Origin of the sequence: Bartonella sp. 11B (assembly GCF_002022625.1) — a bacterium.
GTDB classification, from domain to species: domain Bacteria; phylum Pseudomonadota; class Alphaproteobacteria; order Rhizobiales; family Rhizobiaceae; genus Bartonella; species Bartonella rochalimae.
The window spans coordinates 557,612-576,168 of record NZ_CP019783.1; the positions used below are offsets into that span (position 1 = coordinate 557,612).

General features: G+C 41.8%; 2 protein-coding genes. Both read left to right on the forward strand.

The genetic code is table 11. The features are described from left to right. Window positions 1-85: 85 nt before the first annotated feature. Window positions 86-259 carry a hypothetical protein gene (locus Bho11B_RS06845; RefSeq protein WP_153300829.1) on the forward strand — a complete coding sequence of 58 codons (174 nt, stop codon included), beginning with the start codon at window positions 86-88 and terminating at the stop codon, window positions 257-259. 1,031 nt (window positions 260-1,290) lie between these two features. Then, window positions 1,291-18,147, forward strand: a complete 16,857-nt coding sequence (locus Bho11B_RS07210; RefSeq protein WP_078674136.1) for a YadA-like family protein — start codon at window positions 1,291-1,293, stop codon at window positions 18,145-18,147. Window positions 18,148-18,557 lie beyond the last annotated feature (410 nt).

Consider the following 18,557-nt stretch of genomic DNA (forward strand, 5'->3'; position numbering starts at 1 on the left):
TAAGGCAATTCATTCCTAAAAATACGATTTTGGCGGAATCAAGATAAGCTCAGATGTTTCTATTGGTAGATTCGATTGAAATATTATGAGAATTGAAGATTTTATAATTGGTGAGAATGTGCTGGTAAATAATGATGGTAATAAAACTATGGAAAACCTAAATAATCATTTCGATAATATCGAAAAGAAAATAAAGCATGATGATTTAAGTGGAATGCAGGGACCTATGAGGTCATGTCATAATGGTGCAGCATGGTAAATGAGCGGTGTGGCAGATGGTAAAGTAGAAAAAGGCATTGAGTGATGTGGTTACAGGAAATTAGCTTTGAAAAAATCAAAAAGCGGATGATCTTGAAAAAACATTTGAGAGTTTAGTTCAATACAATAAAGACGAAGATAGCAAGAAAACCAAAAAATCACTTGAGCAGGAGAAGATATAAATACTCCTGTTATGATGAAGATATGGGCAATGATAAAGTCACGAAGAATCTGAAAGAAGCTATTAATGGAGAACAATTGCATGAAAAACTAAAAAATGTTCTCGATGATGCAAAATGCTACTTCTAAAGCTAAAGATTATACCAATATGAATTTTGAAAGCTGAATTATAATATCAAGAGTGTAAAAAAGAAGAAAAATAAACACTATCGCGGTTATTAATTCGTTCTAAGAGATCAGCTTTAAAACTAAGCATAACAAAAATACGGCAATATCAATTTCCATTTATCTTCACTGCTAAAGACTCTCCTTATACTACCTCTATAACTCCTATCAGAAGATTCTTAGAGCATAAAAGAAGACATCTATATTCACCCCTCAATTCGAATAGATACACTGAATAAGAACAAATAATCCTTGAAATTTTATTCTTTGTGCTCTATGCATTGAAATAAAATACACGTATAGAAAACAAAAAAACCCCCAATTGTATACTCAACTGAGGCTAACATAACAAAAAACACTAAAGGAATCAGAATAAACTAACTCCAGCAAACAGAATCACTCTTATCTTAAAAAATATCTATAAACCCTATACAACATCCATAACACAGGTCTCTCTTCTTAAATTTAGCGCCTAAACCTTAATATAAGGTAAATATGTCTTTTTAATGTCAATCACTCTAACCAAAAAATCTTTATAAAATGCACCAAACCCTAAACCAAAAAACTACAATCTCATTAATTGAAGAATTCTTAAAATGACTACTACCTCATCTCATGTTCTTCAATAACCCCTAAATGTGTCTTTTTGATGTCAAAAAAACATTTTTTATTATTGGAGGATTTCTTATGAAAAAATCATATCTTATCTTAAAAAGCGGTGATTTAAGGGGATATTCTTTTTCTCGTCGTTCACCTTTGTTGAAAGCTGCTTCATTAGGAACAGCTATGGCAGCGCTCCTATCGAGTGTTGCGCCCGTCGTTGCATCTAATTTTTCTCCAACAGAGCAGCAAACAACGATACAAAGTTCACAGAGTCTTAAGGGCACAGGTGTGATTTCCTTAAAAGCTCCTGAGAAAGCTTCAAAAAAATCTCGTGATTCTGTTTTTGCGAGTGATCGTTACTGTGGTATCGACAATATCGTTGTTTCTAATTCCTCTGATTCCGTTGTTTCTAATTCCTCTGATTCAAAGAAGATAATCAGTGAGGAAAGTTATGTAAATCTTCTCACACATCACAAATTTGATAATTGGTGCTCTCATGGTTTTGGAGTTCAACAAGCCACTTGGACTGTTGATGGTAAAAATACAGTTCTTGATGTGTATGAGACACGTGTTTTGAGTAATAGGTCGGCAGAGATATGGATTCCGGGAACTGATGCAGTTTGGTTCGGTTCTGGGGCTGAAGCGGAAGGTGATTTTTCTATCGCTATAGGTCAGAAGGCTTATAGCAGTGCAGTCCGCTCGATTGCTTTAGGTGCTGAAGCTCGTGTCGTTATAGAACGCTCGGTTGCTTTAGGTGCTGGATCTGAGGTTGGTATAAGCATAAAGCAACCAGGTTATGATCCTTGGACAGATAAGTTGTCGGTTAAGAGTAATCATATATGGAAATATAATGACGGGATAGTCTCTATTGCTGCTCCTGTTGCTCGTATACCAACCTCACGACTACTTACCGGAGTAGCAGCTGGGATACAGGATACTGATGCTGTGAATGTTGCTCAGCTGCAGGCTTTAAGACAATGGACAGCAATGATTGCGAAGAACGCTTCAACCTATTTAGGAGGTAAAGCGGACATTCTTAGTAATGAAGCGCCGACCTATATTGTTCAAACTTCAGGTTATCGTGATGTAGGATCGGCATTTAAGGGTGTTGATGGCTCGATTAGTGATCTTTATTCAAAGATTGCGAATGTAGCAGGGGATACCCTTGTACAGCAAGAAGGAGGGGAGAACGCTCTTATCGCGATAGGTTTGAAGACGGGTGGCACGGAAATTAATTTTATGAACCGAGCACGCCAAGGTCGGAGGCTTTCTGGTTTGGCGGATGGAAAGCTTTCCGACAGTTCGACAGAAGCGGTTACAGGCAAACAGCTTTATGATGTTGATACCAAGCTCACTAAAACCACACAAGATGTTACAAAAGTCCAAGGAGAAGTCGCAACGATTGCGAAGAATACCTCTGCCTATTTAGGAGGTGGAGCGGACATTCTTGGTGGGAAAGCTCCGACTTATAAGATTCAAGGTTCAAATCATCGTGATGTAGGATCGGCATTTGTTGGCGTTGACGGCTCGATTAGTGATCTTTATTCAAAGATTGCGAATGTAGCAGGGGATACCCTTGTACAGCAAGAAGGAGGGGAGAACGCTCTTATCGCGATAGGTTTGAAGACGGGTGGCACGGAAATTAATTTTATGAACCGAGCACGCCAAGGTCGGAGGCTTTCTGGTTTGGCGGATGGAAAGCTTTCCGACAGTTCGACAGAAGCGGTTACTGGAAAGCAGCTTTATGATGTTGATACCAGGCTCACTAAAACCACACAAGATGTTACAATGATTGCGAAGAACGCTTCTGCCTCTTTAGGGGGCGGAGCGAACATTCTTTCTGGTGTAGCGCCGACTTATAAGATTCAAGGTTCAAATCATCGTGATGTAGGATCGGCATTTAAGGGTGTTGACGGCTCGATTAGTGATCTTTATTCAAAGATTGCGAATGGAGCAGGGGATAGCCTTGTACAGCAAGAAAAAGGCAATGGTCGTATCACGATAGGCTCGAAAGTTGGTGGAACAGCAATAGATCTTACGAATAAAGAAGGCAAAGGTCGGACGCTTTCTGGTTTGGCGGATGGAAAGCTTTCCGACAGTTCGACAGAAGCGGTTACAGGCAAACAGCTTTATGATGTTGATACCAAGCTTACTAAGACCACACAAGATGTCACAAAAGTCCAAGGTGATATTACGAAAATCCAAGGGGATGTTACGAAAGTTCAGGGGGATGTTACAAAAGTCCAAGGAGATGTCTCAACGATTGCGAAGAATGCCTCTGCTTATTTAGGAGGTGGAGCGGACATTCTTGGTGGGAAAGCTCCAACTTATAAGATTCAAGGTTCAAATCATCGTGATGTAGGATCGGCATTTGTTGGCGTTGACGGCTCGATTAGTGATCTTTATTCAAAGATTGCGAATGTAGCAGGGGATAGCCTTGTACAGCAAGAACAAGAAGAGAGTAGCAAAGGTCGTATCACGATAGGCTCGAAAGTTGGTGGAACAGCAATAGATCTTACGAATAAAGAAGGCAAAGGTCGGAGGCTTTCTGGTTTGGCGGATGGAAAGCTTTCCGACAGTTCGACAGAAGCGGTTACTGGAAAGCAGCTTTATGAGGTTGATACTAAGCTAACTGAAAAAGTTTCTGATGTGAGCAAGAACGTAGCTGATCTTTCCACGAGTATGGATAAAGTTCAAGGCGATGTTACGAAAGTCCAAGGAGAAGTGTCAACGATTGCGAAGAATGCTTCAGCCTATTTAGGAGGCGGAGCAGATATTCTTAGTGGTGAAGCTCCAACTTATAAGATTCAAGGTTCAAATCATCATGATGTCGGTTCAGCATTTGTTGGTGTTGATGGTTCGATTACAGATCTTTATTCAAAGATTGCGGGTGTAGCAGGGGGTAGTCTTGTTGAGCAAGAACAAGAAGAGAGTAGCAAAGGTCGTATTACGATAGGTTCGAAAGTTGGTGGCACGGAAATTAATTTATTGAATAATCAGTCAGTTGCACGTGTTCTTTCTGGTTTAGGTGATGGTGCTATTTCGGAAGGCTCGAACCAGGCAGTTACTGGAAACCAACTTTACCTTACGAATAAGAAGGTCTCTGAATATTTAGGTGGCGGAGCAGGCTATGAAGATGGAGAATGGGTAGATCCTACTTTCACGATTAATGTGCTACAAGAAGATGGTTCTACAGAAGAGAAAGAATATAAGAATGTAGCGGATGCATTAAAAGATATTAGCAGCTCCTTCACGACGGTTGTAGAGACAAACCTAATTCAACAAGAAGAAAGTGAAGATGAGAGCGGTCGCATCCTGATAGGTTCGAAGGTTGGTGGTACGGAAGTTAATCTTACGAACAAAGACGGAGAAGGTCGTACGCTTTCTGGCTTGAAGGATGGAAAGCTTTCAGACAGTTCGACAGAAGCGGTTACTGGAAAGCAGCTTTATGAGGTTGATACTAAGCTAACTGAAAAAGTTTCTGATGTGAGCAAGAACGTAGCTGATCTTTCCACGAGTATGGATAAAGTTCAAGGCGATGTTACGAAAGTCCAAGGAGAAGTGTCAACGATTGCGAAGAATGCTTCAGCCCATTTAGGAGGCGGAGCAGATATTCTTAGTGGTGAAGCTCCAACTTATAAGATTCAAGGTTCAAATCATCATGATGTCGGTTCAGCATTTGTTGGTGTTGATGGTTCGATTACAGATCTTTATTCAAAGATTGCGGGTGTAGCAGGGGGTAGTCTTGTTGAGCAAGAACAAGAAGAGAGTAGCAAAGGTCGTATTACGATAGGTTCGAAAGTTGGTGGTACGGAAATTAATTTATTGAATAATCAGTCAGTTGCACGTGTTCTTTCTGGTTTAGGTGATGGTGCTATTTCGGAAGGCTCGAACCAGGCAGTTACTGGAAACCAACTTTACCTTACGAATAAGAAGGTCTCTGAATATTTAGGTGGCGGAGCAGGCTATGAAGATGGAGAATGGGTAGATCCTACTTTCACGATTAATGTGCTACAAGAAGATGGTTCTACAGAAGAGAAAGAATATAAGAATGTAGCGGATGCATTAAAAGATATTAGCAGCTCCTTCACGACGGTTGTAGAGACAAACCTAATTCAACAAGAAGAAAGTGAAGATGAGAGCGGTCGCATCCTGATAGGTTCGAAGGTTGGTGGTACGGAAGTTAATCTTACGAACAAAGACGGAGAAGGTCGTACGCTTTCTGGCTTGAAGGATGGAAAGCTTTCAGACAGTTCGACAGAAGCGGTTACTGGAAAGCAGCTTTATGAGGTTGATACTAAGCTAACTGAAAAAGTTTCTGATGTGAGCAAGAACGTAGCTGATCTTTCCACGAGTATGGATAAAGTTCAAGGCGATGTTACGAAAGTCCAAGGAGAAGTGTCAACGATTGCGAAGAATGCTTCAGCCCATTTAGGAGGCGGAGCAGATATTCTTAGTGGTGAAGCTCCAACTTATAAGATTCAAGGTTCAAATCATCATGATGTCGGTTCAGCATTTGTTGGTGTTGATGGTTCGATTACAGATCTTTATTCAAAGATTGCGGGTGTAGCAGGGGGTAGTCTTGTTGAGCAAGAACAAGAAGAGAGTAGCAAAGGTCGTATTACGATAGGTTCGAAAGTTGGTGGTACGGAAATTAATTTATTGAATAATCAGTCAGTTGCACGTGTTCTTTCTGGTTTAGGTGATGGTGCTATTTCGGAAGGCTCGAACCAGGCAGTTACTGGAAACCAACTTTACCTTACGAATAAGAAGGTCTCTGAATATTTAGGTGGCGGAGCAGGCTATGAAGATGGAGAATGGGTAGATCCTACTTTCACGATTAATGTGCTACAAGAAGATGGTTCTACAGAAGAGAAAGAATATAAGAATGTAGCGGATGCATTAAAAGATATTAGCAGCTCCTTCACGACGGTTGTAGAGACAAACCTAATTCAACAAGAAGAAAGTGAAGATGAGAGCGGTCGCATCCTGATAGGTTCGAAGGTTGGTGGTACGGAAGTTAATCTTACGAACAAAGACGGAGAAGGTCGTACGCTTTCTGGCTTGAAGGATGGAAAGCTTTCAGACAGTTCGACAGAAGCGGTTACTGGAAAGCAGCTTTATGAGGTTGATACTAAGCTAACTGAAAAAGTTTCTGATGTGAGCAAGAACGTAGCTGATCTTTCCACGAGTATGGATAAAGTTCAAGGCGATGTTACGAAAGTCCAAGGAGAAGTGTCAACGATTGCGAAGAATGCTTCAGCCCATTTAGGAGGCGGAGCAGATATTCTTAGTGGTGAAGCTCCAACTTATAAGATTCAAGGTTCAAATCATCATGATGTCGGTTCAGCATTTGTTGGTGTTGATGGTTCGATTACAGATCTTTATTCAAAGATTGCGGGTGTAGCAGGGGGTAGTCTTGTTGAGCAAGAACAAGAAGAGAGTAGCAAAGGTCGTATTACGATAGGTTCGAAAGTTGGTGGTACGGAAATTAATTTATTGAATAATCAGTCAGTTGCACGTGTTCTTTCTGGTTTAGGTGATGGTGCTATTTCGGAAGGCTCGAACCAGGCAGTTACTGGAAACCAACTTTACCTTACGAATAAGAAGGTCTCTGAATATTTAGGTGGTGGAGCAGGCTATGAAGATGGAGAATGGGTAGATCCTACTTTCACGATTAATGTGCTACAAGAAGATGGTTCTACAGAAGAGAAAGAATATAAGAATGTAGCGGATGCATTAAAAGATATTAGCAGCTCCTTCACGACGGTTGTAGAGACAAACCTAATTCAACAAGAAGAAAGTGAAGATGAGAGCGGTCGCATCCTGATAGGTTCGAAGGTTGGTGGTACGGAAGTTAATCTTACGAACAAAGACGGAGAAGGTCGTACGCTTTCTGGCTTGAAGGATGGAAAGCTTTCAGACAGTTCGACAGAAGCGGTTACTGGAAAGCAGCTTTATGAGGTTGACACCAAGCTAACTGAAAAAGTTTCTGATGTGAGCAAGAACGTAGCTGATCTTTCCACGAGTATGGATAAAGTTCAAGGCGATGTTACGAAAGTCCAAGGAGAAGTGTCAACGATTGCGAAGAATGCTTCAGCCCATTTAGGAGGCGGAGCAGATATTCTTAGTGGTGAAGCTCCAACTTATAAGATTCAAGGTTCAAATCATCATGATGTCGGTTCAGCATTTGTTGGTGTTGATAGTTCGATTACAGATCTTTATTCAAAGATTGTGGGTGTAGCAGGGGGTAGTCTTGTTGAGCAAGAACAAGAAGAGAGTAGCAAAGGTCGTATTACGATAGGTTCGAAAGTTGGTGGTACGGAAGTTAATTTTACGAACAAAGATGGAGAAGGTCGTACGCTTTCTGGCTTGAAGGATGGAAAGCTTTCAGACAGTTCGACAGAAGCGGTTACTGGAAAGCAGCTTTATGAGGTTGATACCAAGCTTACTGAGACCACGCAAAATGTTACGAAAGTCCAAGGAGAAGTGTCAACGATTGCGAAGAACGCTTCTGCTTATTTAGGAGGCGGAGCAGATATTCTTAGCGGTGAAGCTCCAACATATAAAGTCCAGGGCAATGATTACAATAATGTAGGATCGGCATTTGCAGGCGTTGATAGTTCCCTTTCAGATATTTATAAGGAACTTTCCGGTGTTGGAAGTAAGAGCCTTGTACAACAAGAAGAAGGGGAGAGCGGTCGTATCACGATAGGTTCGAAGACGGGTGGCACGGAAATTAATTTATTGAATAATCAGTCAGTTGCACGTGTTCTCTCTGGTTTGGGTGATGGAGCTATTTCGGAAGGCTCGAACCATGCAGTTACTGGAAACCAACTTTACCTTACGAATAAGAAGGTCTCTGAATATTTAGGTGGTGGAGCAGGCTATGAAGATGGAGAATGGGTAGATCCTACTTTCACGATTAATGTGCTACAAGAAGATGGTTCTACAGAAGAGAAAGAATATAAGAATGTAGCGGATGCATTAAAAGATATTAGCAGTTCCTTCACGACGGTTGTAGAGACAAACCTAATTCAACAAGAAGAAAGTGAAGATGAAAGCGGTCGCATCCTGATAGGTTCGAAGGTTGGTGGTACGGAAGTTAATCTTACGAACAAAGACGGAGAAGGTCGTACGCTTTCTGGCTTGAAGGATGGAAAGCTTTCCGACAGTTCGACAGAAGCGGTTACTGGAAAGCAGCTTTATGAGGTTGATACTAAGCTAACTGAAAAAGTTTCTGATGTGAGCAAGAACGTAGCTGATCTTTCCACGAGTATGGATAAAGTTCAAGGCGATGTTACGAAAGTCCAAGGAGAAGTGTCAACGATTGCGAAGAATGCTTCAGCCTATTTAGGAGGCGGAGCAGATATTCTTAGTGGTGAAGCTCCAACTTATAAGATTCAAGGTTCAAATCATCATGATGTCGGTTCAGCATTTGTTGGTGTTGATAGTTCGATTACAGATCTTTATTCAAAGATTGTGGGTGTAGCAGGGGGTAGTCTTGTTGAGCAAGAACAAGAAGAGAGTAGCAAAGGTCGTATTACGATAGGTTCGAAAGTTGGTGGTACGGAAGTTAATTTTACGAACAAAGATGGAGAAGGTCGTACGCTTTCTGGCTTGAAGGATGGAAAGCTTTCCGACAGTTCGACAGAAGCGGTTACTGGAAAGCAGCTTTATGAGGTTGATACCAAGCTTACTGAGACCACGCAAAATGTTACGAAAGTCCAAGGAGAAGTGTCAACGATTGCGAGGAATGCTTCAGCCTATTTAGGAGGCGGAGCAGATATTCTTGGTGGAGAAGCGCCGACTTATAAAGTCCAGGGCAATGATTACAATAATGTAGGATTAGCATTTGCAGGCGTTGATGATAGTCTTTCAGATATTTATAAAGAACTTTCGGGTGTTGGAAGTAAGAGCCTTGTACAACAAGAAGAAGGGGAGAGTGGTCGTATCACGATAGGTGCGAAGACGGGTGGCACGAAAGTTGATCTTACGAACAAAGACGGCAAAGGTCGTACGCTTTCTGGCTTAACGGATGGAAAGCTTTCAGACAGTTCGACAGAAGCAGTTACAGGCAAACAGCTTTATGAGGTTGACACCAAGCTTACTGAAAAAGTTTCTGATGTGAGCAAGGACGTAGCTGATCTTTCTACGAGTATGGATAAAGTTCAAGGAGATGTTACAACGATTGCGAAGAATGCCTCATCCTATTTGGGAGGCGGATCGGATATTCTTGGAGGTATAGCACCAAGTTATAAAGTCCAGGGTAGTGATTACAGTAATGTAGGAGAAGCATTTGCAGGTGTTGATGGTAGTCTTTCAGATATTTATAAGGAACTTTCGGGTGTTGGAAGTAAGAGCCTTGTACAACAAGAAGAAGGGGAGAGCGGTCGTATCACGATAGGTGCGAAGACGGGTGGCACGGAAATTAATTTATTGAATAATCAGTCAGTTGCACGTGTTCTCTCTGGTTTGGGTGATGGAGCTATTTCGGAAGGCTCGAACCATGCAGTTACTGGAAACCAACTTTACCTTACGAATAAGAAGGTCTCTGAATATTTAGGTGGTGGAGCAGGCTATGAAGATGGAGAATGGGTAGATCCTACTTTCACGATTAATGTGCTACAAGAAGATGGTTCTACAGAAGAGAAAGAATATAAGAATGTAGCGGATGCATTAAAAGATATTAGCAGTTCCTTCACGACGGTTGTAGAGACAAACCTAATTCAACAAGAAGAAAGTGAAGATGAAAGCGGTCGCATCCTGATAGGTTCGAAGGTTGGTGGTACGGAAGTTAATCTTACGAACAAAGACGGAGAAGGTCGTACGCTTTCTGGCTTGAAGGATGGAAAGCTTTCCGACAGTTCGACAGAAGCGGTTACTGGAAAGCAGCTTTATGAGGTTGATACTAAGCTAACTGAAAAAGTTTCTGATGTGAGCAAGAACGTAGCTGATCTTTCCACGAGTATGGATAAAGTTCAAGGCGATGTTACGAAAGTCCAAGGAGAAGTGTCAACGATTGCGAAGAATGCTTCAGCCTATTTAGGAGGCGGAGCAGATATTCTTAGTGGTGAAGCTCCAACTTATAAGATTCAAGGTTCAAATCATCATGATGTCGGTTCAGCATTTGTTGGTGTTGATAGTTCGATTACAGATCTTTATTCAAAGATTGTGGGTGTAGCAGGGGGTAGTCTTGTTGAGCAAGAACAAGAAGAGAGTAGCAAAGGTCGTATTACGATAGGTTCGAAAGTTGGTGGTACGGAAGTTAATTTTACGAACAAAGATGGAGAAGGTCGTACGCTTTCTGGCTTGAAGGATGGAAAGCTTTCAGACAGTTCGACAGAAGCGGTTACTGGAAAGCAGCTTTATGAGGTTGATACCAAGCTTACTGAGACCACGCAAAATGTTACGAAAGTCCAAGGAGAAGTGTCAACGATTGCGAGGAATGCTTCAGCCTATTTAGGAGGCGGAGCAGATATTCTTGGTGGAGAAGCGCCGACTTATAAAGTCCAGGGCAATGATTACAATAATGTAGGATTAGCATTTGCAGGCGTTGATGATAGTCTTTCAGATATTTATAAAGAACTTTCGGGTGTTGGAAGTAAGAGCCTTGTACAACAAGAAGAAGGGGAGAGTGGTCGTATCACGATAGGTGCGAAGACGGGTGGCACGAAAGTTGATCTTACGAACAAAGACGGCAAAGGTCGTACGCTTTCTGGCTTAACGGATGGAAAGCTTTCAGACAGTTCGACAGAAGCGGTTACTGGAAAGCAGCTTTATGAGGTTGACACCAAGCTAACTGAAAAAGTTTCTGATGTGAGCAAGAACGTAGCTGATCTTTCTACGAGTATGGATAAAGTTCAAGGAGATGTTACAACGATTGCAAAGAATGCCTCATCCTATTTAGGAGGTGGATCGGATATTCTTGGAGGTATAGCACCAAGTTATAAAGTCCAGGGTAGTGATTACAGTAATGTAGGAGAAGCATTTGCAGGTGTTGATGGTAGTCTTTCAGATATTTATAAGGAACTTTCGGGTGTTGGAAGTAAGAGCCTTGTACAACAAGAAGAAGGGGAGAGCGGTCGTATCACGATAGGTGCGAAGACGGGTGGCACGAAAGTTGATCTTACGAACAAAGACGGCAAAGGTCGTACGCTTTCTGGCTTAACGGATGGAAAGCTTTCAGACAGTTCGACAGAAGCGGTTACTGGAAAGCAGCTTTATGAGGTTGACACCAAGCTTACTGAGAAAGTTTCCGATGTGAGCAAGAACGTAGCTGATCTTTCTACGAGTATGGATAAAGTTCAAGGAGATGTTACAACGATTGCGAAGAATGCCTCATCCTATTTAGGAGGTGGATCGGATATTCTTGGAGGTATAGCACCAAGTTATAAAGTCCAGGGTAGTGATTACAGTAATGTAGGAGAAGCATTTACAGGCGTTGATGATAGCCTTTCAGATATTTATAAAGAACTTTCCGGTGTTGGAAGTAAGAGCCTTGTACAACAAGAAGAAGGGGAGAGCGGTCGTATCACGATAGGTGCGAAGACGGGTGGCACGAAAGTTGATCTTACGAACAAAGACGGCAAAGGTCGTACGCTTTCTGGCTTAACGGATGGCACGCTTTCCGACAGCTCGACAGAAGCAGTTACAGGCAAACAGCTTTATGAGGTTGACACCAAGCTTACTGAGAAAGTTTCTGATGTGAGCAAGAACGTAGCTGATCTTTCTACGAGTATGGATAAAGTTCAAGGAGATGTTACAACGATTGCGCAGAATGCCTCATCCTATTTAGGAGGTGGATCGGATATTCTTGGAGGTATAGCACCAAGTTATAAAGTCCAGGGTAGTGATTACAGTAATGTAGGAGAAGCATTTGCAGGTGTTGATGATAGCCTTTCAGATATTTATAAGGAACTTTCGGGTGTTGGAAGTAAGAGCCTTGTACAACAAGAAGAAGGGGAGAGCGGTCGTATCACGATAGGTGCGAAGACGGGTGGCACGAAAGTTGATCTTACGAACAAAGACGGCAAAGGTCGTACGCTTTCTGGCTTAACGGATGGAAAGCTTTCAGACAGTTCGACAGAAGCGGTTACTGGAAAGCAGCTTTATGAGGTTGATACCAAGCTTACTGAGACCACGCAAAATGTTACGAAAGTCCAAGGAGAAGTGTCAACGATTGCGAGGAATGCTTCAGCCTATTTAGGAGGCGGAGCAGATATTCTTGGTGGAGAAGCGCCGACTTATAAAGTCCAGGGCAATGATTACAATAATGTAGGATTAGCATTTGCAGGCGTTGATGATAGTCTTTCAGATATTTATAAAGAACTTTCGGGTGTTGGAAGTAAGAGCCTTGTACAACAAGAAGAAGGGGAGAGTGGTCGTATCACGATAGGTGCGAAGACGGGTGGCACGAAAGTTGATCTTACGAACAAAGACGGCAAAGGTCGTACGCTTTCTGGCTTAACGGATGGAAAGCTTTCAGACAGTTCGACAGAAGCAGTTACAGGCAAACAGCTTTATGAGGTTGACACCAAGCTAACTGAAAAAGTTTCTGATGTGAGCAAGAACGTAGCTGATCTTTCTACGAGTATGGATAAAGTTCAAGGAGATGTTACAACGATTGCAAAGAATGCCTCATCCTATTTAGGAGGTGGATCGGATATTCTTGGAGGTATAGCACCAAGTTATAAAGTCCAGGGTAGTGATTACAGTAATGTAGGAGAAGCATTTGCAGGTGTTGATGGTAGTCTTTCAGATATTTATAAGGAACTTTCGGGTGTTGGAAGTAAGAGCCTTGTACAACAAGAAGAAGGGGAGAGCGGTCGTATCACGATAGGTGCGAAGACGGGTGGCACGAAAGTTGATCTTACGAACAAAGACGGCAAAGGTCGTACGCTTTCTGGCTTAACGGATGGAAAGCTTTCAGACAGTTCGACAGAAGCGGTTACTGGAAAGCAGCTTTATGAGGTTGACACCAAGCTTACTGAGAAAGTTTCCGATGTGAGCAAGAACGTAGCTGATCTTTCTACGAGTATGGATAAAGTTCAAGGAGATGTTACAACGATTGCGAAGAATGCCTCATCCTATTTAGGAGGTGGATCGGATATTCTTGGAGGTATAGCACCAAGTTATAAAGTCCAGGGTAGTGATTACAGTAATGTAGGAGAAGCATTTACAGGCGTTGATGATAGCCTTTCAGATATTTATAAAGAACTTTCCGGTGTTGGAAGTAAGAGCCTTGTACAACAAGAAGAAGGGGAGAGCGGTCGTATCACGATAGGTGCGAAGACGGGTGGCACGAAAGTTGATCTTACGAACAAAGACGGCAAAGGTCGTACGCTTTCTGGCTTAACGGATGGCACGCTTTCCGACAGCTCGACAGAAGCAGTTACAGGCAAACAGCTTTATGAGGTTGACACCAAGCTTACTGAGAAAGTTTCTGATGTGAGCAAGAACGTAGCTGATCTTTCTACGAGTATGGATAAAGTTCAAGGAGATGTTACAACGATTGCGCAGAATGCCTCATCCTATTTAGGAGGTGGATCGGATATTCTTGGAGGTATAGCACCAAGTTATAAAGTCCAGGGTAGTGATTACAGTAATGTAGGAGAAGCATTTGCAGGTGTTGATGATAGCCTTTCAGATATTTATAAGGAACTTTCGGGTGTTGGAAGTAAGAGCCTTGTACAACAAGAAGAAGGGGAGAGCGGTCGTATCACGATAGGTTCGAAGACGGGTGGCACGAAAGTTGATCTTACGAACAAAGACGGCAAAGGTCGTACGCTTTCTGGCTTAACGGATGGAAAGCTTTCAGACAGTTCGACAGAAGCGGTTACTGGAAAGCAGCTTTATGAGGTTGACACCAAGCTTACTGAGAAAGTTTCCGATGTGAGCAAGAACGTAGCTGATCTTTCTACGAGTATGGATAAAGTTCAAGGAGATGTTACAACGATTGCGAAGAATGCCTCATCCTATTTAGGAGGTGGATCGGATATTCTTGGAGGTATAGCACCAAGTTATAAAGTCCAGGGTAGTGATTACAGTAATGTAGGAGAAGCATTTACAGGCGTTGATGATAGCCTTTCAGATATTTATAAAGAACTTTCCGGTGTTGGAAGTAAGAGCCTTGTACAACAAGAAGAAGGGGAGAGCGGTCGTATCACGATAGGTGCGAAGACGGGTGGCACGAAAGTTGATCTTACGAACAAAGACGGCAAAGGTCGTACGCTTTCTGGCTTAACGGATGGCACGCTTTCCGACAGCTCGACAGAAGCAGTTACAGGCAAACAGCTTTATGAGGTTGACACCAAGCTTACTGAGAAAGTTTCTGATGTGAGCAAGAACGTAGCTGATCTTTCTACGAGTATGGATAAAGTTCAAGGAGATGTTACAACGATTGCGCAGAATGCCTCATCCTATTTAGGAGGTGGATCGGATATTCTTGGAGGTATAGCACCAAGTTATAAAGTCCAGGGTAGTGATTACAGTAATGTAGGAGAAGCATTTGCAGGTGTTGATGATAGCCTTTCAGATATTTATAAGGAACTTTCGGGTGTTGGAAGTAAGAGCCTTGTACAACAAGAAGAAGGGGAGAGCGGTCGTATCACGATAGGTTCGAAGACGGGTGGCACGAAAGTTGATCTTACGAACAAAGACGGCAAAGGTCGTACGCTTTCTGGCTTAACGGATGGAAAGCTTTCAGACAGTTCGACAGAAGCGGTTACTGGAAAGCAGCTTTATGAGGTTGACACCAAGCTAACTGAAAAAGTTTCTGATGTGAGCAAGAACGTAGCTGATCTTTCTACGAGTATGGATAAAGTTCAAGGAGATGTTACAACGATTGCAAAGAATGCCTCATCCTATTTAGGAGGTGGATCGGATATTCTTGGAGGTATAGCACCAAGTTATAAAGTCCAGGGTAGTGATTACAGTAATGTAGGAGAAGCATTTGCAGGTGTTGATGGTAGTCTTTCAGATATTTATAAGGAACTTTCGGGTGTTGGAAGTAAGAGCCTTGTACAACAAGAAGAAGGGGAGAGCGGTCGTATCACGATAGGTGCGAAGACGGGTGGCACGAAAGTTGATCTTACGAACAAAGACGGCAAAGGTCGTACGCTTTCTGGCTTAACGGATGGCACGCTTTCCGACAGCTCGACAGAAGCAGTTACAGGCAAACAGCTTTATGAGGTTGACACCAAGCTTACTGAGAAAGTTTCCGATGTGAGCAAGAACGTAGCTGATCTTTCTACGAGTATGGATAAAGTTCAAGGAGATGTTACAACGATTGCGAAGAATGCCTCATCCTATTTAGGAGGTGGATCGGATATTCTTGGAGGTATAGCACCAAGTTATAAAGTCCAGGGTAGTGATTACAGTAATGTAGGAGAAGCATTTACAGGCGTTGATGATAGCCTTTCAGATATTTATAAAGAACTTTCCGGTGTTGGAAGTAAGAGCCTTGTACAACAAGAAGAAGGGGAGAGCGGTCGTATCACGATAGGTGCGAAGACGGGTGGCACGAAAGTTGATCTTACGAACAAAGACGGCAAAGGTCGTACGCTTTCTGGCTTAACGGATGGCACGCTTTCCGACAGTTCGACAGAAGCAGTTACAGGCAAACAGCTTTATGAGGTTGACACCAAGCTTACTGAGAAAGTTTCTGATGTGAGCAAGAACGTAGCTGATCTTTCTACGAGTATGGATAAAGTTCAAGGAGATGTCACAACGATTGCGAAGAATGCCTCATCCTATTTAGGAGGTGGATCGGATATTCTTGGAGGTATAGCACCAAGTTATAAAGTCCAGGGTAGTGATTACAGTAATGTAGGAGAAGCATTTGCAGGTGTTGATGATAGTCTTTCAGATATTTATAAGGAACTTTCCGGTGTTGGAAGTAAGAGCCTTGTACAACAAGAAGAAGGGGAGAGCGGTCGTATCACGATAGGTTCGAAGACGGGTGGCACGAAAGTTGATCTTACGAACAAAGACGGCAAAGGTCGTACGCTTTCTGGCTTGAAAGATGGAAAGCTTTCAGGTCGTTCAACTGAAGCAGTTACCGGGAAGCAGCTTTACAAGGTTGACACCAAGCTTACTGAAACCACGCAAAAAGTTTCTGATGTGAGCAAGAACGTAGCTGATCTTTCTACGAGTATGGATAAAGTTCAAGGAGATGTTACAACGATTGCGCAGAATGCCTCATCCTATTTAGGAGGTGGATCGGATATTCTTGGAGGTATAGCACCAAGTTATAAAGTCCAGGGTAGTGATTACAGTAATGTAGGAGAAGCATTTGCAGGTGTTGATGATAGCCTTTCAGATATTTATAAGGAACTTTCCGGTGTTGGAAGTAAGAGCCTTGTACAACAAGAAGAAGGGGAGAGTGGTCGTATCACGATAGGTGCAAAGACGGGTGGCACGAAAGTTGATCTTACGAACAAAGACGGCAAAGGTCGTACGCTTTCTGGCTTGAAAGATGGAAAGCTTTCAGGTCGTTCAACTGAAGCAGTTACCGGGAAGCAGCTTTACAAGGTTGACACCAAGCTAACTGAAACCACGCAAAAAGTTTCTGATGTGAGCAAGAACGTAGCTGATCTTTCTACGAGTATGGATAAAGTTCAAGGAGATGTTACAACGATTGCGCAGAATGCCTCATCCTATTTAGGAGGTGGATCGGATATTCTTGGAGGTATAGCACCAAGTTATAAAGTCCAGGGTAGTGATTATAGTAATGTAGGTGAGGCCTTTGCTGGCGTTGACACAACATTGACAGAGATCCGTCAAGAAATGACTGAAAGTACTGAAAATGTTGCACAAAATAGCTTATTGTGGAGTGATAGTGAGCAGGCTTTTGTTGCACGTCATGGTAAAAAAGGACAAGAAAAAAATAGTAAACTTAAGTTTCTTCTTGATGGAGATATAGCAGAGGATTCGACTGAAGCGATCACAGGAGCACAGCTTTATAAAACAAACAAACGATTTGATGAAGCAAACATGCAACTTGCTGAATATTTAGGAGGGGGAGCTGGATATAAAGATGGTGTATGGACTGCTCCTACGTTTAATATTGTTCAATTTAATTTTGGTGGTAAAGCTAATGGACCGGAATACAAAGAGTATAATAGTGTAGCTGGTGCTTTTGATGGTGTTAATCAAAGTCTGAAAGATTTGAATAATCGTTTAGGTGATGTCGAAAATCAGACAGAACAGGCAAAAAATGATACGATAAAATGGGATGAGAATAAAGGTGCTTATAACGCAAAGCATAACGGTAAAGAAGCAACAATTACTGGTGTGAAAGATGGTGATGTAAGCGAAGGCTCTACTGAAGCAGTTACCGGGAATCAGCTTTGGAATACGAATCAAAAAGTTGATAAACTTGAAAATGAATTTAATGATTTTAAGAATGAAACTGGTCAGAAGGCAGAGGGAGCAGTTCAATATGATAAAGATAAGGATGGGAAGAAAACCAATAAAATTACGTTAGCAGGAGGCGATGCCAGTGCACCTGTTGTGATTGATAATGTTGGTGATGGTAAAGTTGAGAAAGGTTCGAAAGAAGCTATTAATGGAGGTCAATTGTATGAGAAGATGGCACTTGTTCTCGATGACTCAAAGAAGTATACAGACGAGAAGGTGCAGGAAGCTAAAGATTACACTGATAAGAAGTTTGAGAGTCTGAATTATAATATTGAGGGCGTAAAAAAGGAAGCAAGACAAGCAGCAGCTATTGGTCTAGCAGCAGCTAATCTTCGTTATAATGAAATGCCTGGAAAACTAAGCATTGCGGTTAGTAGCGGTTTATGGAGAAACCAATCTGCCTTTGCTTTTGGTGCTGGCTATACGTCCGAAAACGGTAATATACGCTCTAATATTTCTATAACAAATTCAGGCACAAATTGGGGTGTAGGTGGAGGTATACAATTTACACTTAATTAACCCCCTAAATAACAACTAATTCCAAACAAAGAACTTTCGCTTTATAATCAAAAGCGGAAGTTTTTTTTGGCAAAAAAATGTCCAAACACTCAAAAAAAACATAAAATCCAAAAAAATACTTGAGATCTAACCCTTTATGCTCTATATGACACGTAATGGCAATAACAATAGGCACAACAAAACCTACTGTTAATTTCTATAACTATAATTAAAATACACTCTGTTATTAAACCAAAAATCAATCAACCTCTTAAAAATAAACTCTATAAAATCACAATACAAACCACTAAAACAAAATTATGTCTTTTTAATGTCAATCACCCTAACCAAAAAATTTTTATAAAATGCACCAAACCCTAAACCAAAAAACTACAATCTCATTAATTGAAGAATTCTTAAAATGACTACTA

What these genes read in the sequence shown, in the direction of transcription:
- Bho11B_RS07210 (WP_078674136.1), top strand. Translation starts at nt 1,291, where the DNA reads ATGAAAAAATCATATCTTATCTTAAAAAGCGGTGATTTAAGGGGATAT.
- Bho11B_RS06845 (WP_153300829.1), top strand. Translation starts at nt 86, where the DNA reads ATGAGAATTGAAGATTTTATAATTGGTGAGAATGTGCTGGTAAATAAT.